The organism is Ruminococcus sp. (genome assembly GCF_017650195.1).
Lineage (GTDB): Bacteria > Bacillota > Clostridia > Oscillospirales > Ruminococcaceae > Ruminococcus.
This window is the reverse complement of the sequence record NZ_JAGCFH010000102.1, coordinates 105,023-125,287: the sequence shown is the minus strand read 5'-3', so window position 1 is coordinate 125,287 and position 20,265 is coordinate 105,023. Positions and strand designations below refer to the sequence as shown.

The 20,265-nt window shown below is 47.8% G+C and carries 20 protein-coding genes; 2 read left to right on the top strand and 18 right to left on the bottom strand.

Translation table 11 applies throughout. From position 1 onward, the window contains the following. Positions 1 to 12: 12 nt before the first annotated feature. The 14 genes from truA to ruvC all read right to left on the bottom strand — a co-directional run bounded on the left by truA (position 13) and on the right by ruvC (position 13,041). Complete coding sequence (gene truA / locus J6U00_RS04930) at positions 13 to 774, bottom strand: tRNA pseudouridine(38-40) synthase TruA (protein ID WP_296579680.1); 762 nt, start codon at positions 772 to 774, stop codon at positions 13 to 15. Beyond that, the gene (locus J6U00_RS04925; protein WP_296579676.1) at positions 734 to 3,637 is read right to left on the bottom strand and encodes a YfhO family protein; all 2,904 of its coding nucleotides are present in this window, start codon (positions 3,635 to 3,637) and stop codon (positions 734 to 736) included. Before J6U00_RS04925 ends, truA begins: the two co-directional genes overlap by 41 nt. 23 nt (positions 3,638 to 3,660) lie before the next feature. Continuing rightward, positions 3,661 to 4,464, bottom strand: coding sequence for an energy-coupling factor transporter transmembrane component T (locus J6U00_RS04920; protein ID WP_296579673.1), 804 nt, complete (start codon positions 4,462 to 4,464; stop codon positions 3,661 to 3,663). After that, positions 4,465 to 5,328, bottom strand: coding sequence for an energy-coupling factor transporter ATPase (locus J6U00_RS04915; RefSeq protein ID WP_296579670.1), 864 nt, complete (start codon positions 5,326 to 5,328; stop codon positions 4,465 to 4,467). Between the two features lie 37 nt (positions 5,329 to 5,365). Continuing rightward, positions 5,366 to 6,217, bottom strand: coding sequence for an energy-coupling factor transporter ATPase (locus J6U00_RS04910; protein WP_296579667.1), 852 nt, complete (start codon positions 6,215 to 6,217; stop codon positions 5,366 to 5,368). A gap of 340 nt (positions 6,218 to 6,557) precedes the next feature. After that, positions 6,558 to 6,785 carry a hypothetical protein gene (locus J6U00_RS04905; protein WP_296579665.1) on the bottom strand — a complete coding sequence of 76 codons (228 nt, stop codon included), beginning with the start codon at positions 6,783 to 6,785 and terminating at the stop codon, positions 6,558 to 6,560. Between the two features lie 64 nt (positions 6,786 to 6,849). Beyond that, entirely contained in the window at positions 6,850 to 7,002 is a 153-nt protein-coding gene (locus J6U00_RS04900) for a DUF6440 family protein (RefSeq protein ID WP_296579703.1), read from the bottom strand. A gap of 103 nt (positions 7,003 to 7,105) precedes the next feature. Next, positions 7,106 to 7,990, bottom strand: coding sequence for a class I SAM-dependent methyltransferase (locus J6U00_RS04895; RefSeq protein ID WP_296579663.1), 885 nt, complete (start codon positions 7,988 to 7,990; stop codon positions 7,106 to 7,108). 29 nt (positions 7,991 to 8,019) lie between these two features. Continuing rightward, positions 8,020 to 9,381, bottom strand: a complete 1,362-nt coding sequence (gene glmM / locus J6U00_RS04890; RefSeq protein ID WP_296579660.1) for a phosphoglucosamine mutase — start codon at positions 9,379 to 9,381, stop codon at positions 8,020 to 8,022. 110 nt (positions 9,382 to 9,491) lie between these two features. Continuing rightward, a complete protein-coding gene (locus tag J6U00_RS04885) occupies positions 9,492 to 10,019 on the bottom strand; it encodes a hypothetical protein (RefSeq protein ID WP_296579658.1) in 528 nt (175 codons plus the stop codon). Positions 10,020 to 10,051: 32 nt separating this feature from the next. Then, on the bottom strand, positions 10,052 to 11,092 hold the full coding sequence (ruvB, locus tag J6U00_RS04880; protein WP_296579701.1) for a Holliday junction branch migration DNA helicase RuvB: 1,041 nt from the start codon (positions 11,090 to 11,092) through the stop codon (positions 10,052 to 10,054). 33 nt (positions 11,093 to 11,125) lie between these two features. After that, positions 11,126 to 11,860 carry an enhanced serine sensitivity protein SseB gene (locus J6U00_RS04875; protein WP_296579654.1) on the bottom strand — a complete coding sequence of 245 codons (735 nt, stop codon included), beginning with the start codon at positions 11,858 to 11,860 and terminating at the stop codon, positions 11,126 to 11,128. Positions 11,861 to 11,890: 30 nt separating this feature from the next. Then, positions 11,891 to 12,514 carry a Holliday junction branch migration protein RuvA gene (gene ruvA, locus J6U00_RS04870; RefSeq protein WP_296579651.1) on the bottom strand — a complete coding sequence of 208 codons (624 nt, stop codon included), beginning with the start codon at positions 12,512 to 12,514 and terminating at the stop codon, positions 11,891 to 11,893. A gap of 41 nt (positions 12,515 to 12,555) precedes the next feature. Beyond that, the gene (gene ruvC / locus J6U00_RS04865; RefSeq protein ID WP_296579647.1) at positions 12,556 to 13,041 is read right to left on the bottom strand and encodes a crossover junction endodeoxyribonuclease RuvC; all 486 of its coding nucleotides are present in this window, start codon (positions 13,039 to 13,041) and stop codon (positions 12,556 to 12,558) included. A 263-nt stretch (positions 13,042 to 13,304) separates the two neighbouring features. On the opposite strand from ruvC, the gene J6U00_RS04860 reads away from it, so the two are divergent. Further along, positions 13,305 to 14,420, top strand: a complete 1,116-nt coding sequence (locus tag J6U00_RS04860; protein WP_296579644.1) for a bifunctional chorismate mutase/prephenate dehydratase — start codon at positions 13,305 to 13,307, stop codon at positions 14,418 to 14,420. 10 nt (positions 14,421 to 14,430) lie between these two features. Then, positions 14,431 to 16,806: a homocysteine S-methyltransferase family protein gene (locus tag J6U00_RS04855; protein WP_296579639.1), complete on the top strand. Its 2,376-nt coding sequence runs from the start codon at positions 14,431 to 14,433 to the stop codon at positions 16,804 to 16,806. A gap of 132 nt (positions 16,807 to 16,938) precedes the next feature. Here J6U00_RS04855 and J6U00_RS04850 read toward each other — a convergent pair whose 3' ends face one another. The 4 genes from J6U00_RS04850 to J6U00_RS04835 form a co-directional block, all read right to left on the bottom strand. Beyond that, a complete protein-coding gene (locus tag J6U00_RS04850; RefSeq protein ID WP_296579636.1) occupies positions 16,939 to 17,097 on the bottom strand; it encodes a hypothetical protein in 159 nt (52 codons plus the stop codon). A 127-nt stretch (positions 17,098 to 17,224) separates the two neighbouring features. After that, positions 17,225 to 18,163 carry a lysylphosphatidylglycerol synthase domain-containing protein gene (locus J6U00_RS04845; protein ID WP_296579632.1) on the bottom strand — a complete coding sequence of 313 codons (939 nt, stop codon included), beginning with the start codon at positions 18,161 to 18,163 and terminating at the stop codon, positions 17,225 to 17,227. Next, positions 18,153 to 19,307, bottom strand: coding sequence for a glycosyltransferase family 4 protein (locus J6U00_RS04840; protein WP_296579630.1), 1,155 nt, complete (start codon positions 19,305 to 19,307; stop codon positions 18,153 to 18,155). Before J6U00_RS04840 ends, J6U00_RS04845 begins: the two co-directional genes overlap by 11 nt. After that, complete coding sequence (locus J6U00_RS04835) at positions 19,297 to 20,265, bottom strand: glycosyltransferase family 2 protein (RefSeq protein ID WP_296579628.1); 969 nt, start codon at positions 20,263 to 20,265, stop codon at positions 19,297 to 19,299. The genes J6U00_RS04840 and J6U00_RS04835 overlap by 11 nt, the downstream gene beginning before the upstream one ends.

The following is a 20,265-nucleotide window of genomic DNA, read 5'->3' as shown; positions in this document are numbered from 1 at the left end:
TTTGTTCTGTTTTTATATATCTCTCATCAGCTCCTCCTCGCTGTAGAACACACGGTTCAGGTACAGCCCGTGAGCCATTGCCGTTCTGCCGGCTCTGAGTCGGTCCTTTGCGGCGAGTATAGCAGGTATATCGTCGGGAGCTATTCTTTTTTCACTCACATCAATGAGTGTACCTGCGATTATCCTAATCATATTATACAAAAAACCGTTGCCTTTTACAAGCATTATCACAGAATCTCCACTATTTTCTATTTTTAAGGAATAAATAGTCCTTACGGTGGTGGAAACATTTGTACAGTCAGCACAAAATGATGAAAAATCGTGAGTTCCCACAAGGTATCCTGCGGCTTTTCGTGCAGCCTCTATGTCGAATTTTCTCCTGTAATGCAGCATAAGATCAGCTGCAAAGGGATTTTTCGACTCGCTGCAATGCATCTTATAGATATACTCCTTTCCCTTGCAGTCGTATCTGGCGTGGAAATCAGGCGAAGCATCCTCACAGCTAAGTATGGATATATCCTCGGGGAGCTCACCATTCACTCCTCTGCAAAAGCCGAGGCAGTTTATTTTGCTGCTGGTTTTCACATTGAAGCAAAACATATTCGCATGAACTCCCGTATCCGTCCTTGAACAGCCTGTTACTGTCACAGGCTCGTTGAGTACCTTTGAGAGGTTGCTCTCTAGCACCTCCTGGACCGTTAGGGCGTTTTCCTGGCGCTGAAAGCCGTGATAATTAGTGCCTCTGTATGCTGTCATTACCTTCAGATTTCGCATTATCCACCTCCTTTTCATCAGCTCTGCTACCATCATAGAGTATTATCTCCGAGTCCTCAACTCTACCTATATGATCCTCGGGTCTCGGTATTCCGAACTGATCGTATATTGCAGCTCCCTGCCTGTATGGCGAGGGCTCCGGAGCGTTTTCCGAAGCAAGCTGCACTGCAGCCGCATGTTCCCTGCGGCGAAGCATACGGCGCCTGTCGCCGATAATGAGAAGTACTATGAACACAGCACAAAGGAAGGATACAATAACTCCGAGAGGAAATCCCTCGGGTGTATATTCTATCCTTACGTCGTGCTCACCGCTACCGACTCTTACTCCGAGCATAGCCTGAAGCACTTTAAAAGTCTCAGCTCTTTCGCCGTCGATATATACTCTCCAGCCCTTTTCGTAGGGAATAGAAAGATAAAGAACTCCGTCCTCCTTTACGCTGAGCTTTCCGCTTATCTTGCGATCGCTGAATCTTGTTATCTCAAGCTGCTCGTCAGCGAGAGCGTGATAGGCGTTTTCAAATTTATCCTTATTAAGAGCATAGACCATGAGCTTGAAGTTGCCCGACTTGTGCTTCTCGTTTGAGGTTATTTTCACAGTCGAGGTATCTCCCGTCTGACCATTGCCCATAGGGAACAGTATAGGATAGCTTTCTATAAGTTTTCCAGAGTCTATAAGCTCCTCTCCGCACTTTATCTCAAGGTGGTCGCAAGTACCGCCCGTGCCGTTGGCGTAGCCATAGATATAGCTGCCATCAAGGCAGTCGAAGGTATAGGTGGCGCTACCTGTGGGCTCCTCAGTATCGTTGCGGAAGGTGTAATTGCCATAGCCGTTCTTGTTGATCTCAAGACCGTCATACTCTGCAAGAGCTACAGGCTGAGGAGTGAATAGCTCCTCCTCAGTACCTGTAAGGTGACTTACAAGTTTGTTCTGGTACTCAAAGGGGTTCGCAGCTCCATTATCCTCCATATCCATTACATCTCCGCTGACCATGAATCCTAGTGAAAGAGGATAGCGATTCTTGTAAAGATTCGAACTGCCCTCCATCCTTATATTGTCAAAAGCCCATTCCTCAGAGTTGAGCTCTCCGCTCTTTTTTACGAGGTATTTTATTCCGAAGAGAGCGTTCACCACCGGAGTATTGGTCCTGTAGTAGTATCTGTTGCCTGCCTCCGAAGCATAAAGCCCAAGCCGCTTACACAGCGTCGTGACAGACACGTTGGCAGCCGACGAGAACTGTGAAAGTCCGTAGTATCCGTAGAGCGCACTGTCGTTAAGGGTATAGGTGTAGCTCATTTCCGTACGGTAGAATGGAGTACTGTCGTTCTCCCTCTCGTACCCGAGAAGGGACTCTACTTCCTGATAATTGGCAGGATAATCGTTGTATCCTGTGGTATCAACAGTTTTCACACCTATCTGTGCATTGCTGATGAATTCACTGAACATCGCTGCAGAAAGGGCGATTGTCATGAGCAGATTACGATTTTTCTGCTTCCTGAAAGGGAACACCTTTGCAGCTATGAATATCAGCCAGAAGGCTCCTGTAATTATAGCTGAGCTCTTTATAGCTCCCTCGAACCTGTAGTCCACGCCCTTGGAGACCTTGTTCAGCACGAAGACAGTAGCAGGGGCAGTGAGCATGAGTATGAGGTGATATATCTTTATGCCCCTTGAAAGTATCACATCATAAGCCCTGAACGCCGCAGCAGCAAGCACAAAGCTGAATATGAACGCGAAACGGTAGGGTATCTGATTGGTGAAGTGGAAGCCGTGCCATATAAAATTGAGTATGTTCATATTACAGCTCACGACTATGGCTCCTAGCATGACAAGCGCTGATATCTTCTCCCTTATCTTTATGCCGAAGGCAAAGAGAAATACTCCGAATAGGAGCACCGCCAGCATACCGCAGGCAAAGTTGGGAAGTCCGTCCACCTTTGTAGGCTCATCATAGGAGAGCAGGTGCGCGAATATCTTCTTCCAGTCCTCGTAGAAGGTCATTTCCTTCGGCATCGTATTGTTTACACTGTAGGTGAGCTTCAAGCCATAATATGCAGGCAGGAGCATAAAAGCTCCCAAACCTATTCCCAGCACCGAGGAGCGTATCATCAGGAATAGCTTCCTAAACCAGTCCTTTATACCTTTGCATTCGATAATGCTTGCAGCCGCAAACATGAGCACCGAGAATATACAAGTGAAATAGCCTATATAGTAATTTGCTATAAGGGACAGGGCAAGTGAGAAGGTGAATAATTTCCACTTTCCCTCCCGGCATAGAGCCACGATGCCCTGCATCACCAGTGGAAACAGCGCTACTGTGTCAAACCACATTACGTTCCAGTAATAGCCGAGAGTATAGCTGCTCAAAGCATAAGCCACTGAGAACAGGCATAATGACAGATCATTGCGTCTATAGGTATACCTCAAGAAGGAGCTGAAAAACGCTCCTGCAAAGCCTATCTTCGCCGCAAGTATAAATGTCAGCGCATCTCTTTCGCCGCCGTCTCCGAAGAATAACGATATCCAATTCAAAGGACTTGCCGCATAGTAGGATATGAGCGACAGAAAATTCGTACCCAGCCCATTCTCCCACGAGTACATGAAAGAGCCGCCTGTCGCTAATTTCTCATGCACGACCCTGAAAAACGGATAATACTGATGCCACAGGTCAACTACAAGTATCTGCCTATCTCCGAAAGGGTGTATCCCGAACACGCCGAATGCGTAAAGCATTATCGAAAACGGTATCATGAAAGACAGCAGCAGATATACTACGCCTTTTTCGCAGAATATCTGGTAAAATTTACCTTTCCTGAACTGCTCCAGCCTTATTCGTGCAACAGTTCTTCTTTCTTCTTTGTTCATTGTTTTCCTCTCTAAGGTCTTTATCAGAGCAGCTTTCCAATCACGATAACTCCCGCAAGGAAGAGGACTGTCACCGCAAGGGCGATATAGTCTCTCGGAGCGGACCTGAGCTGTCTTAATCTTGTTCTGCCCTCGCCGCCGTGGTAGCAGCGGCATTCCATAGCTGTCGCAAGCTCGTCTGCGCGTCTGAACGCGGAGATGAATAAGGGGACAAGTATGGATATAAGGTTCCTTGCTCTCGTCGTGAAGCTTCCTGTATCTATTTCTGCTCCACGTGCTTTCTGTGCGGCCATTATCTTGTCCGTTTCCTCTATAAGGGTGGGGATGAAGCGAAGCGCAATGGACATCATCATCGCTAGCTCATGCACTGGAAACTTAACCTTCCTGAGCGGCGAGAGCAGCCGCTCTATGGCGTCGGTAAGAGTGACAGGCGACGTGGTATAGGTCAGCAAGGATGTCCCCATAATGAGAAGAACTATCCTTATCACCATGAATACGCTGGCATTAAGTCCCTCGCTGGTCACCTTTATGAATCTCCACTGCCACAATACCTCTCCACTGCTCATGAAAAAGAGGTTTATCACCGCCATTATGAGCAGGAAAGGCAGCAGAGGCTTTACGCTCTTCACAAACATCTTGAATGGTATACGCGAAAGGAATATAGCTCCGAAGGTATACACTGCCCCTATAGCAAGGCATACATAATTGCCACCAGAAAAGAGCATTACGATGTATATGAGCGTGATGATTATCTTGAATCTCGGGTCCAGCCTGTGTATTATGCTGTCACCGGGAAAGTACTGTCCGATCGTGATATCTCTCAGCATTCAGCGTACCTTCCTTTCGTTTAGGTGCTTCATGATAAGATCCCTTGCATAGCCTACTGTGTAGACCTCCTTGCCGAAATCGAGACCTCTGCACTTAAGCTCATCGAAGACCTTTGTTATCTGTGGTACGTCGAGACCAATATCCGATATCTCACCGGCTCTTGCAAAGACCTTTACCGTTTCGTCATAGCAGAAGAGCTTCGCCTTGTTCATAACGAGTATCTTGTCTGCAAAGGACGCTATATCCTCCATGCTGTGTGAAACGATAAGTATCGTATTCTTAGTGCGCTCGTGATAGCGCTTGATATGTTCAAGTATCTTGTCCCTGCCGGCAGGATCGAGACCTGCGGTGGGCTCGTCGAGTATAAGCACTCTCGGCTCCATAGCCATAACGCCAGCTATAGCTACGCGGCGCTTCTGACCGCCGGAGAGCTCAAAAGGGGAACGCTGTAGGAGCTCCTCGGAAAGCCCAATATCTCGAGCTGTTTCATGGACGCGGCGATTTATCTCGGAGTCGTCAAGTCCCATATTCTTAGGACCAAAGGCAATATCCTTGTATACGGTCTCCTCGAATATCTGATACTCTGGGTATTGGAAAACAAGTCCCACCTTGAAGCGAACATCGCGTATCTTGTCCTTGTCCTCCCATATATCCTTTCCATCAAGTAGCACCCTGCCCGATGTGGGTCTGAGCAGTCCGTTGAAATGCTGTATAAGAGTGGACTTTCCCGAGCCGGTATGTCCCATAACGCCCACCATATCGCCCTCTTCTATCTGAAGGCTCACATGATCCACAGCTGTTTTTTCAAAGGGCGTTCCTATGCTGTAGGTGTATGTAAGTTCCTGTGTTTCAAGGATAGCCAATTCTATTCTCCTTTTCTTTCCTGTAACATCAGACCTTTCAGTCTGCGAACAGCTTTTCTATAGCCGCCGCACATTCCTCCTCTGATATTATCTCGGGGGATATGTCGCAGCCTGCTTTTCTCAGCTCCCAAGCCAGCTCCGTTACCTGAGGCACGTCAAGCCCGATAGCTTTCAGCTTTTCTACCTGCGAGAATACCTTTGCAGGCACATCGTCAAGGACTACCATTCCCTTATCCATTACCACAACGCGGTCGCAGTCCGTAGCCTCGTCCATATAATGTGTTATGAGGACTATGGTTATGCCCTGCTCACGGTTCATGTGGTGTATGGTGGCAAGAACTTCCTTTCGTCCCTGAGGGTCCAGCATAGCCGTGGGCTCATCGAGTATAATACACTTGGGCTGCATGGCTATTATGCCTGCTATAGCAACTCTCTGCTTCTGTCCACCGGAAAGCTGACTGGGAGAATGGAGTCTGTACTCGTACATCCCCACAGCTTTCAGGCTGTCATCAACACGTCTGCGCATCTCCTCATAGGGTACGCCGAGGTTTTCGAGGGCAAATGCCACGTCCTCCTCGACTATGGAGGAAACTATCTGGTTGTCGGGATTCTGGAAAACCATTCCGACTCTCTGACGAAGGTCGAAGATTTTTTCCTCGTCCTTTGTGTCTATGCCGTCAACCGTAACTGTTCCATCAGAGGGGAGCAGTATAGCATTCAGATGCTTTGCAAGTGTGGATTTTCCGCATCCATTGTGCCCGAGCACTGCCACAAATTCCCCCTGTTTTATTTCAAGATCTATGCCCTTGAGTACTTCGACAGACTTCTTTTCCTCATCCTCGGACTCATACGCAAAGTGAAGACCTTTTATTTCGATTATATTTTCCATATTTATCCCTGTTCTTTAACTAAAGATATAGTCGAGCACATCATAAGTATCTCTTCCTATGAAGGACCTTCCACCAATAAGGAATACTCACTGTTACTGTCTGAAAAGATAAGTACATATACGTGAGATATTTCATTATCCGAAAGTAATCTGCTACAATTGCCCTTTATATACACATCATGTCTGTCTGACAGATTATGAAAAACTGATGAATAATACTGGAACTCAATTGCTTTCTCAATGGAAGCTATCCTGCAAGCCAACTCATTGTCAGCGGTCCTGTCAGCACTTGTAAAAGACAATACTGATTTAATCAGTGAAGCTCTTGTACCATCATAATCTATCCCGAGCTCTGAAAACGCTTTCTTAACGTCATCTCCTGTAAGGTGATATCAGCACATCTTTCCATATCTTCTTCAAGTTCTTCTCTGGGCATTTTTGTAAACTCATCTTCTGTTTCTTCCTCAGTTGTCACCTCATCAGCGACAGCCTCAGAAGCAGTTGTATTCTCTTTTTCAGAAGGTTTATCTTCTTTTGTATCACTGCATGATACTGCAGCAAACACCATTGCTGCCACAGCAAATGCGATAAGTATTTTTCATATTCTGTCTTTATTTCTTCATTGCTTCTATTTAAGAAGTTGATGACACCACGGGCTTGCCGTCTTTGTCAAGCATTACTGATAGTCCGCCCGTATTGGACCAAGCATGATACAGATAATTTACCCCTGTTACTGTATCAACAAGTATTTCAGTCGCTCTCAAAGCATTTCTCTGAACGTATATCCTAACAAATCTTTCGTTTTTCCCATAATCATTTCTCCAATATCATTTTTTCAAGCAAAAGATTTTATCGTTTTTGCGGGCGGATAATATCCGTCCCTACAGGCTAAAGGCTAACAGCTAACGGCTCAGCTTGCCAGATTGCAGTGGAGCCGCAGGGCAATGTCATACCCGTAGACTTTACGGGGAGCCCTATCTCATCAAAGCTGACTCCGCCATCGAATTTATCTGTAAGCACACTGCCTAATATATATCCCATAACAGACGGTGAAAGTCCCGTGGTATAGCTGTTTATCAGAAAGAAAAGTGGCTCATCAGAAAGTACTCCCGAACACAGCTTGACAAGGTCATAAACGCAGTTTTCCAACTTCCACACCTCGCCGCCTGGACCTCTTCCATAGCTGGGAGGGTCCATTATCACAGCGTCGTACTTTCTGCCGCGGCGTATCTCACGGGCTATGAACTTCTCGCAGTCGTCCACTATCCAGCGTATTGGCTTTTCGGTTAGTCCAGAAGCCGCCGCATTGTCCCTTGCCCATTGCACCATGCCCTTTGAGGCGTCAACATGGCATACGGAAGCCCCTGCCGCCGCACAGGCAAGAGTTGCTCCGCCAGTATAGGCAAACAGGTTGAGTACGTTTATCTCACGTCCTGCACTGCGTATCTTATTTGCCATAAAATCCCAGTTCACAGCCTGTTCGGGGAAAAGTCCCGTATGCTTGAAGCCAGTGGGACGGATATTGAAAGTGAGGTCTCCATAGCTTATATTCCACGATTCTGGAAGCCTTTTGCGGAACTCCCACTTTCCGCCGCCCTGATTGGAGCGGTGATAATAACCATCCGCATTTTTCCAGAGTGGATCATTCCGCTCAGTCTTCCATATAATCTGCGGATCAGGGCGTACAAGGCTTATGCCGCCCCACTTCTCCAGCTTTTCTCCGTCAGACGTATCTATTATACTGTAATCCTTCCAGTTATCTGCTGTTCTCAAAATGAATGCTCCTTATGTATTACCGGCTGTCATTCGCCAGCCGTGCATTTTTCCTTTATCCGCTGAGCTATCTCAACAGCCATATCGTTTATCCTGCCGAAGTCATTGCCCTCAGTCATTATTCGAACGATAGGCTCCTTTCCACTCTCGCGCACCATTATCCTTCCTTCGCTGCCGAGTTCCTTCTCGAATCTCTCTATCAGCTCCGTGACGCTCTTCTCGTTTTTCCACAGTTCCTTGAACCGCGGCGAAATTCTTACATTAAGCTTAACCTGAGGATAAGCCGGAATATCATCTGCAAGCTGACTCAGCTTAAGACCGCTCCGCTTCATTATGCCCATGAGCCTTGCTCCTGCAAGCTGTCCGTCACCTGTTCCGCTGTCGCTGAGGAATATGATATGTCCATTTGGCTCTCCACCCAGTCTGTAGCCTCCTTCAAGCATACGCTCCAGCACGTACCTTGCTCCTGCTCCGGAACTCACAAGCCTTATATCGTTTGCTGCGGCGTATTTACGCAAACCGAGACTGCTCATGGCGGTTATCACGGCGGTACCGTTTTCAAGGGTGCCGTTCTCCTTCATGCTATTGGCGAATATGGCGAGCTGTCTGTCGCCGTCTATCATACTGCCTTGCTCGTCAACGGCAATACACCGATCTGCGTCACCATCAAAGGCAAGTCCGCAGTCGCAGCCATTCTCCGTCACGTACTCCATAAGATGCTGTATATGGGTGCTGCCGCAGTCCTTATTGATATTGGTACCATCGGGCTTGTCGTATATCACAAGCACCTCTGCGCCGAGCTCGCTGAAAAGCTTCCCTGCGGTGTATGCCGCGCAGCCGTTTGCGCAGTCCACAGCGACCTTAAGACCGCTGAGGTCGGTATTTGCCGCCTTCTTTACGTGTTCAGTGTATTCAGCCGCAGCAGAACTCTCGGAGTGTATGATACGTCCCACCTCTTCGTTTTTGCGGGACTTCATCTCCTCCGGCGCATATAGCACAAGACGTTCTATCTCGTCTTCTGCCTCCTCCATTACCTTATGACCTCTGCCGCAGAATATCTTAAGTCCATTAAATTCGGCGCTGTTATGGCTTCCAGATATCATTATCCCTCCGTCCGCCTTATGAGCGCTTATTAGGTGAGCTACCGCAGGAGTAGGAACTATCCCAAGGAGCTCCGCGTCAGCACCGACAGAGCATATTCCTGCACAAACTGCTGCTTCCAGCGCGTCGGAGGATATACGTGTGTCCTTACCGATGAGTATTCTGGTTCTTTTGCCGTCCTTATTCGCAAGCACTGTGGCGGCAGCCCTTCCAGTCTGCATTGCCAGCTCGCAGGTGAGGTCGGTCACCGCAATACCTCTCGGTCCGTCAGTACCGAACAATCTTGCCATTAATGAGATCTCCTTCTTGAGTTGAGAGTGAAATTTTCTGGCCACGAATAAAAAACATTTTTACCATGTACACCCATTTCCGCTTAATGCTCAGAGCCAGCTCTACGCTCTCAACTTATCTTATATATCGCTATGGGGCGGTATTTCCCTGCTACCTCTTCAACGCTGTTGCACAACTCAACAGTGCCGACATTGTTGTAGCGGTTATATACCTTTATCATACCTGCCTCCCTCACACACAATACCGTGTGTATCATCGAAAACAGGGGACGCTTCGTCCAGAATGTGATTATAAAAGCCTTTGCACCATCGGTACTCTTTACACGCTGGCAATCGGCTCCAAAATGTTTCAGAGCCCTGCCGAGACTGTAGGCGTTGCAGCCAAAAAATCCCATCAGTACGCGAAAGCGCTCCATATAGAAAGCTACGTCTCCTATCATCTGAGGCTTTCCAAGGTATACCAGTGCATTGTGTACCGCGATGACCTCGCAACCGTTAAAACTCATGGGACATATACCATATCTGAGCCGCGACACGAACCCAAGGCCCTGCCCATTTATCATCTTTCCGAAGGCAGGCTGCTCGACCTTCTCGCTGTTATGTCTGAGATTGTATCTCCTTGAACCCTTTATAAGCATTTTCTACCCCTTCTCCCATTGCGGAAGCGTCGTCAGAAGCTAAGCTGTCCATCTCCTGGCTCCGGTGTCTGTTCCGGCAGCTTTATCCCGAGATGCTCGTAAGCAAGCCTTGTGGCAACTCTTCCACGGGGAGTTCTCCCAAGAAAGCCAAGCTGCATAAGGAAGGGTTCGCATACGTCCTCAAGGGTAACACTCTCCTCATTTATAGCCGAAGCAAGGGTCTCAAGTCCCACGGGACCGCCGCCGTAGCCTCTGATTATCATTTCAAGCATACGCCTGTCAAGTCCGTCAAGTCCGAGATTATCAATATCAAGTCGGCTGAGGGCTATGGAGGCTATCTCCTGCGTAATCTGACCATTGCCCATGACGTCGGCGAAATCACGCACTCTTTTCAGAAGGCGGTTTGCTATACGGGGCGTACCTCTTGCTCTTCCGGCTATTTCTGCAGCTCCATCGGAGGTGCAGGGGATGCCGAGTATCATCGAGCTTCTTCTCACGATATCTGTGAGCTGATCTTTGGTATAAAGCTCAAGGCGCTGTATTACACCGAAGCGATCTCTTAGCGGAGCAGAAAGCTGTCCTGCTCTCGTAGTGGCACCTATGAGCGTGAAGGGCTTAAGGTCCATGCGTATGGAACGTGCAGCAGGCCCCTTGCCTATGATTATGTCTATAACTCTGTCCTCCAGTGCAGGGTATAGTATCTCCTCCACCGCACGGGACAGTCTGTGTATCTCATCAATGAAAAGCACATCGTTATCGGAAAGACTGGTGAGCAATGATACAAGGTCGCCGGGCTTCTCTATCGCCGGACCTGTGGTAACGCGGAGGTTAACACCGAGCTCATGTGCTATTATGGAGGAAAGAGTGGTCTTTCCAAGTCCGGGAGGACCGTACAGCAGCACATGGTCGAGCGGCTCGCTCCTTCGCTTTGCAGCCTCGATATATATGGCAAGGTTTTCCTTAACCTTGTCCTGCCCGATATACTCGTGAAGGGTCTGCGGTCTGAGACTAAGCTCCGTATCGCTGTCCTCGGCAGTATTCTCGGGAGTAATTATCCTCGGAGCGAACTCCATATCCTCTGTCTGTATCAAGTGAACACCTCTGTATTATTTCTCAAAGAATCTCTTTTTGCGGACATAGAAAGGCTCTACGGTCTCCGCAGCCTTCTTGCCCATATCCTGTTCGAAGCTGATAAAGCACAGGTGCTCATTGGCTTTTACGACCTTTGAGAGGTACTTTGACAGCGGAACGAACAGCTTTCTCGTACTGCCCATCATGTCCAGCACAAGGAGTATCTGCGGCTTTTCGCAGCCCTTTATCATCTCCATGATGTAGGCGCGGTCAACATTAGGCTGCTTTGAAAGGAATTTGCAGGCAGCTCTGATGATATGATCCACGGAATGCTCCACAGGACGGTAGCTGATAATATCGGCTTCGTTGTAGGAGATAGCCTTAATTTTAAGATTTCGTGCGATTAAGAGTATGCTCGTTATCTCCTGTGAGGAGAACTCCTTGCCGTAGGAATTTGGGTTAAGCACCGCTGATACCGACTGTATAAGGTCGAAAAGACGCAGGCAGTTTATTTTATAGCAGTCAACATAACGCTTTGCGAACTGCTGGAGCGCACGGTAGCTTGTGAAGAAGGGTATGAAAATATCGCCGTCGGGATTCTGGGTGGTTATCAGTTCAAGCTGAATACCTCCCTCTGCACGGTCGCGCTCCTGCTTGACAGGATTCTTGCATATAACATATACGTCGCTCTTGATGAGTGTCTGCAAGAACAATGAGCGCTGTGAGGGGTCCTTTATTGCTGCTTTCAGCAATTCGTCAAGATTCATCATAACAGTAACCTTCCTTACATGTATATTTTCTTAGCGCATATTTTTTGCCGCCATTAGTTTCAGTGTTTCCTTTATAAGTTCCTGCGTACTGAGGGAGGGGTCGAGCTTTCCGAGTATAGGAGCCGTCTCTCCCTGAGTATAGCCTAGCACCATAAGTGCTTCGAGAGCCTCCGACACTGACGATGAAGCTTCCCCTGCCGGTATGCTGGCAAGCGCGGCAGCGTCGCTGCTTATGCTTCCGCTTATGGACTCTGAGGATATCTTATCCTTCAGCTCAAGGACAAGCCTCTGTGCTGTTTTGGCACCTATGCCCTTTGTCTTTGTGAATGCCTTGCTGTCGCCAGAGGCTACGAGGAGAGCAAACCTCTCCGGAGTAATATCCGAAAGTATCGCCGTTGCCGCCTTCGGACCCACACCAGATACGGATATTAGCAGCTTGAAGCAGCTAAGCTCCTGAAGCGTTGCAAAGCCGAAGAGCTCCACAATGTCCTCTCTGACGTAAAGATATGTGTACAGCTTGGCCTCACTACCAATATCGCCCAGCTGAGACACCGTATTGTATGAGGTACGGCAGCCATAGCCCACTCCGCCGCATTCTATCACAGCAAAACCGAGCTCCTTCACCGTAATGGTACCTTTTACACTGTATATCATTGATTCTCAATTCTCCATTCTCAATTCTACATTCTCAGTTTTCAGCTCCACCTTATGCTGTGCCCATGGCATATCGCTATAGCAAGAGCGTCAGCAGCGTCGTCAGGCTTTGGTATCTGTGCAAGACCAAGTATTTGCCTTGTCATTTCCATAACCTGCTTCTTTTCAGCCTTTCCGTAGCCCACTACAGACTGCTTGACCTGTAGAGGAGTATATTCCGATACGGGAATATTACGCTTTGCAGCTGAAAGCACTGTTATTCCCCTCGCCTGAGCCACGTCTATAGCCGTTTTCTGGTTAGTTGTGAAGTAGAGCCGCTCCACCGCCATACATTCGGGAGAAAACTTCTCGAATATGTACTCGATGTCCTCGTGTATAGCTCTGAGCCGCTCGGGGAAGGGCGTTCCGGCTTCTGTCAGCACCGCCCCGTACTCTACGGGCGTGAACCTTACGCCGTCGTAATCGAGGACTCCGAACCCAACTATTGCGTAGCCCGGATCTATCCCCAGTATTCTGACTTTTTTCAATGTTTTTTACCTGTTTTTTTGTTTAAAAGTTCATAATAGTACAGTTTCTCACCATACACTATATTATTATAACATAAAACAAGTACCCTTTGCAATATATTTATCCCTTTTTTATTGATTTCTACAAAAATAAATGCTATAATATGTGAGGTATATCAATGAGCTTTAGCCTTTAGCCATTAGCCTTTAGCTGCCTGCCCTGGAGAGCTAAAGGCTAAAAGCTAAGGGCTGAAAGCTAAGGGCTTAAATCGGAGGTATTTTTTATGGATCTTAAACAGCTTCGCGACGGGATAGATGAAATCGACAGCAGTATCCTCTCACTTTTCCTCAAACGAATGGAGCTTTGCAGAGACGTTGCCGACTTCAAAAAACAGCACGATATGCCTGTTTTTCAAGGTGGACGTGAACAGGAGATTATCGAGCGCATCAGGGTACTGACCGGAAACAGTGAGCTTGAAAACGGCACTACCGCTCTTTTCACCAATATCATGGACATTAGCAAGATATTGCAGAACCGTGCTATTCTTGCAGGCTCTGCGGATTACAGCTATTCTGAACCGGATTTTGCAGGGGCAAAAAAGGTGGGCTGTCAAGGCACATCTGGAGCCAACTCGGAATCTGCTGCAAGAACTGTATTCGGAGACAGGGATTTCACCTTTTATCCGTCATTTGAGGACGTTTTCAAGGCTGTGCAGGCAGGAGAAGTGGACTACGGCGTTCTCCCCGTTCAGAACTCCACCGCAGGCTCTGTTGACAGCACCTACGACCTTATGGCAAAATACCCCTTCTATATCGTGAAAATGGTCACTCTTGAGATAAATCACTGCCTTGCTGCTAAAAGTGGCACAAAAATAGAGGATATTTCCTGTGTTTACTCCCACAGGCAGGCTCTTTCGCAGTGCGAGGTATTTCTCAGCAGGACAAAACTAAAAAAGGCTGAGTACAGCAATACCGCCACAGCTGCAGAAAAAGTCCTTAGGAGCGAAGAAAACATAGCAGCTATTTGCTCTGTGGACTGCGCTCAGAGGCTCGGTCTTGAGATACTTGCCCGTGATATAGCGGACTGCACTATAAACCGCACTCAGTTCATAATAATTTCCAAAGATCTACAGGTGGCAGAGGATTCCGACGCGGTATCCGTAATGCTCACTATCCCCCATAGGGAGGGTAGTCTTTACCGTCTGCTGACCAAATTCTTCGTGAACGGCATGAACCTTCTCAGGATAGAGAACCGTCCCATACGCGACGGAAGCTTCGACGTAATGTTCTTCCTCGATTTCAGCGGAAAGCTCTCCGACCCCAGCGTAAAGGCAGTGCTCCACGACCTTGAGGAGAACCTAAGCAATTTCAGATGCATAGGCACTTTTAAGTCAGAATAAGGAGATAAATATGTCCCAAAAATTCTATTCCCTGCTTGAGAACAACAGTTTCGTATTCCTTGACGGCGGCATGGGCACCATGCTGCAGGCTCACGGTATAAAAACCGAGCACGTACCTGAACTGCTTAATATAACCGACCCAGAAGCTATAATGCGCATACACCGTATGTACGTTGAAAGCGGAGCCGATATAATCTACGCAAATACCTTCGGTGCTAACTGTTTCAAGCTGGCTAAAAGTGGTCATACCGTAGAGGAGGTTGTCTCCGCAGGCGTTTCCAACGCCCGTAAAGCCGCCGCAGGCAGGGCACTCGTCGCTCTTGACCTTGGTCCTATCGGTCAGCTCCTTGAGCCTGCCGGTACCCTCAGATTCGAGGACGCATACGAGGTGTACAAAGAGCTCGTTCTCGCAGGAAAAGAAGCCGACGTTATAGTCATAGAGACAATGACAGATCTGTATGAGGTAAAAGCAGCTGTTCTCGCAGCAAAGGAGAACTCAGACAAGCCCGTACTCGTCACTATGACCTTTGAGGAGAATATGCGTACCTTCACGGGCGTATCACCAGAGTGTATGGTGGCTGTACTGGAAGGTCTCGGTGCTGACGCTATAGGCGTCAACTGTTCCCTCGGTCCAGATGAGCTTTTCCCTGTTCTCGACAGGATATGCGCACTTACGACCCTGCCGGTCATCGCAAAGCCTAATGCCGGTCTCCCAGATCCTGTTACCAATGAATATAACGTGGGTCCGCAGGACTTTGCTGAGAGTGCCGTAAAGCTGGCAAATGCCGGAGTTACTGTATTCGGAGGTTGCTGTGGAACTACTCCGGACCATATTTCGGCTATGATAGAGGCTCTTTCCGGCACAGAAAAGCAAACGAGAAGGATAGTCCGTGCAAGTATCGCCTGTTCAGCTGTAAATTGCGTTACAATAAATCAGCCGAGGGTCATCGGCGAGCGTATAAACCCAACCGGCAAAAAACGCTTCAAGGAAGCTCTTCTTGCCCATGACGTGGACTATATCCTTGGTCAGGCAGTTGAGCAGATACATGCAGGCGCTGAGATACTGGACGTAAATGTGGGCCTGCCAGGCATAGACGAAAAGGAAATGATGGTAACTGCCGTAAAGGCTATACAGAGCGTATGCGACACTCCCTTGCAGCTGGATTCCACCATACCTGATGTGCTTGAAGCAGGTTTACGCGTGTACAACGGTAAGCCAATAGTTAACTCCGTAAACGGCGAGGACGATTCCCTCGAAGCTATACTCCCACTCGTCAAGAAGTATGGTGCTTCCGTGGTGGGACTTGCCCTCGACAAGGGCGGTATTCCGAAAACTGCCGACGGCAGATTTGCTATCGCGGAAAAGATACTCCGCCGCGCTATTGAGTACGGGATACCCAAAGAGGACGTATTTATAGACTGCCTTACCCTTACGGCTTCCGCAGAGCAGGACGGCGTTATGGAAACCCTCAACGCTCTCCACAGGGTTAAAACAGAGCTGGGACTGAACACGGTACTCGGTGTTTCAAATATATCCTTCGGACTACCGAACCGCGAGCTTATAACACGCACTTTCCTCACTATGGCTCTACACAGCGGTCTTACTCTGCCTATCATCAATCCCAATATCGAGAGTATAATCGGAGCTGTTCGAGCTTACCGTCTCCTTGCAGGTATAGACCGTAATTCCGCGGATTTCATAAGCATATATGCTCAGGACGACAGTGCACCAAAAGCTTCTCCCCCTGCACAGGACAAGGGAGCTCCGGATATAATGTACTCGGTGGAGAACGGTCTGAAAAACCAAGCCGTAAAAGCCGCCGAGGAGCTTATGAATACCGTCGATCCTATGGAGATAATAAATGGTTATCTCATACCTGCTCTTGACAACGCAGGTGCAAAGTTTGAAAAGGGCAAGATATTCCTGCCGCAGCTGATACTCACAGCAGAAGCTGCTCAGGCTTGCTTCGAGGTAATAAAGACTAAGCTTTCCTCCGCAAACAGTGAGAGCGTATCCAAGGGCAAGGTTGTGCTCGCTACAGTACACGGAGATATACACGATATCGGCAAGAACATCGTCAAGGTGCTCCTCGACAGCTACGGCTTCACGGTCATAGATCTCGGTAAGGACGTGCCCCCCGAGACTATCGTAAATGCTGCCATTGAGAACAAGGTGAGTCTTGTCGGACTTTCTGCACTTATGACGACCACTCTCGGCGCTATGGCTGAGACTCTTCGCCAGCTCAACGAGAAATACCCCGAATGTAAAACGGTGGTGGGTGGAGCTGTGCTTACAGCCTCCTACGCTGAGCAGATACACGCGAATTACTATGCCAAGGATGCAAAGCAGACCGTGGATATAGCCTCGCGGGTATACGGAGTATAATTACAGGGGAACGCCGTCCTCGGCGTTCCTTTTGTTTATCCGCCTGAAAAAAGCAGCTCATTAGTGAACTGCTTTTTTACTTCATTGTTCATTTAATTCATCCAGCAAGTCAAGAGTCTTGATGACTTTTTCTCAGTGCATGCACTGCCAGTCGCAGTCGCTCTTTTTGGCTTTTTTATGAAGCAATTCAAGATCGCTGCCGCATATTGAACAGGGAACACTTTCGCCGTTCCACAGCCTTTTAAGAAAAGCAATTGCTTCATTTCGGGAGTTTATGTTAAGATCTTTCAATTTTTTCCATGTTATTTACCTGTTTCCAGGCGGATAATATCCGCACCTATAAACGATCATTCATAATTTATCGGCGTAAACCAACACAATTCATGACGCATTACAAATTATGCATTAACAAATTCGGCTAATGGTTCTTAGCTTTGGCATATATCCTGCCGATAAGGAATGCCGATACGTCAGCAAACACCGAGGCTATACGCATTATCAGCACGAAAAGCAGTATCCTGTCCGCATAGCTGTTTCCGCAAACGAACATCATAACGCCCTCACGTATACCTATACCGCCGGGGGCTCCCGGCGTAACAAAGCCAATTATCCATGCAAACATAAAAGCTCCCGTTAGCGTCAAGAGCTCCTTTGTGCCTGCCTGCGGCACTATAAGAGCCATACAGCAAAAATACATCGCCGCGGATACGATGTTATGAGCGAAATAGTAGAATATGCCGCTCAGGAGCTGCAGTCGGTTGCTCTTTTCAAATGCCTTTGAATAGCGTGAAAGATAACTTTGAAGCCTGCCACGGAATTTCAACCATACAACTGCAAAAGATGCTATTAGAAGTAGTATCCCCGCCGCTCCTGCAATAAACAGGTTCCTGCCGTACTTATCTAGGAGCTCGGCTATCTTGCTGCCGAGAAGTATGACCGAAACCATTCCCGTCCAGAACACGCAGAAAAAAACATCGAGTATAGTAGCACAGGCTACGTCCACATGGCTTATATCCATATCCGCAGCCAGCTTGTTTCGTCCTACGTACTGGAAGACGTTTCCGGGCAGATATTTGTATATATTCGACTGCGTATACACGGGCATAGCCGCAGAATATGGTATCTTCCTGCCAGAAAGTGACCTAGTGAACATGAGCCACGGGAAACAGGCTATAATTATCTGTGCCGCCTGTATCACAAGGCTCAGTACAAAGGCTCCTATAACACTGGGGGAGCTGAGGTCTCCCAACTTTATGTCCATTTCTATTATCTTCTTAACAACAAAGGCAAGCGCCAGAATTACTACCAGATGTCCTGCAAGCTTCAGCAGTTTCTTTATGTTCAGCTTATCCTTCATGAGCACCTGTCTTTTCTGAAAGACGCTGAACTACCTCGTTCATTCTGTCCCATGAATATTTGTAAGCTTCCCTGCGGACGTTTTCTGTAAATTCCTCTGCCTTTTCCTCGCGGAAGAAGCGGCATACAGCCTCTGCAAGCGCATGAGAATCCTTAGGCGGTACGATATACCCTGTCTTTTCGTCAAGCACCACCTCAGGTAGCCCTCCCACGTTCGTGGCAATAACTGGCTTTTCAAAACCGTAGGCTATCTGCACTATACCACTCTGTGTAGCGGATTCATAAGGCAGCACAACTATATCCGCCGCTGCAAAATACTTCTCTATGCCACTGTCAGGGATATAACCGTCAACTATCCTTATATTGCTCTCAACTCCGCTCTTTTTTATCTGCTCCATATAGACTTCTTTGTCGCTTCTGAACTCACCTACTATCCAGAGTTCTATTTTAGGATCGTATCTTACTATCTCTGGCATGGCATCTATAATATGGCGTAGCCCCTTATAATCACGGATAAATCCAAAGAAAAGAAGCATTTTTTTATCCGGAGCTGAGCCTGCCTCCTGCTTTGCCTGCTCCCTGCCCATATTCTGTATCTTAAAAGCGTTGTATACGGGATGTACCGTAGCCTCGTACACTGGCGAAGAGGTTATCTCCTTAAGGTCGGAGGCTTCCTTCTCGGAATGGGTTATATAAGCCGAGCCTCTTTTCAATGCGCGTTTTGTGAGAAAGCGATCCATAGGAAAGCGCTCGTGTGGGAATACGTTATGACATACGAATATCTTCGGTATTCCTCTCAACATAAAGGAAAGAGCAGTATAGCATGGCGAAAAATAAGGGTGCCACCACTGCACGATAATACGGTCTGGCTTCATCTTTTTTATCTTATGCGCCGATATCAGCCAGTTTATAGGATTTGCCGTGTTTATGAGATACTTTGTCCCAGGTATCATGAAAAGATCGTTGTCAAAGTCCTTCTGTTCGTTCCTGAAAAGCAGCTTCGGATACTGCATTTTGTAGGATACGGTCTCGACGTCGAAATCTTTTTTCAGGTTCTTCACCATTGCTCCCGTATAATGAGCTATACCGCCCTTGTACGGGTAAACGGGACCTATCATCACTATCTTTTTCTTCTTACTTTTCATTCTTCATTTCCTCGTCGCTCTTTCCGCAGTCCATTTTTCTTACTCTGTACTGCACGTCCTCGAGGAGCTTTCTGTTAGCCGAGATAGTGTCGCCAAGCAGACCTATGGTAATGGTCTGGAAGCCCATCATCACCAGTATGGCAGTAAGTATAAGGGACTGTATATGTCCGCCGCCCTCGCCCATTGCCATGAGCACAAGGAACCTTATTCCCAGCACAGCTCCGAAGAGAAGGAGAACAAAACCGATAGTCATGAAGAACTTCAGCGGCTTGTACATAACGAAGGAACGGGTTATAACCGTGGAGGATCGCTTCATATAGCGCCACATGCTTGAAAACAGACGGGAAGGTCTGGTCTCAGGATTCGTCCTTATGGGGACTGATGTCATGGCAGTCTTGCTGTTACCTGCCTGTATGATAGTTTCAAGAGTATAGGTGTACTCGTTGACTACGTTGAGCCTCAGCGCAGCCTCCCTTGAATAGGCTCTGAATCCACTGGGAGCGTCGGGTATATCAGTACCCGAGGCAACTCGGACCACCCAGCTTCCGATATGCTGGAACTTCTTCTTTTTCCATGAAAAATGCTCAGTCTTGTCGATAGGGCGTTCGCCTATGACTATATCTGCCTTTTCGTCAAGTATGGGGCGAACTATCTTTTCGATATCCGCTCCGCAGTATTGATTGTCAGCGTCAGTATTTACGATTATATCCGCGCCAAGATGCAGGCAGGCATCTATACCAGCCATAAATCCCTTGGCAAGTCCCTTATTTCTCTTGAAGGAAACTATGTGATGAAAGCCCAGCTCTCTTGCACGCTGAACTGTCCCGTCCTTACTTCCATCGTTGATTATGAGATATTCTATAGTGTCGATACCGTCTATATGCCGCGGCAGGTCGCTGTATGCCAGCTCGAGGGTCTCCTCCTCGTTATAGCACGGTATCTGGATTATAAGCTTCAT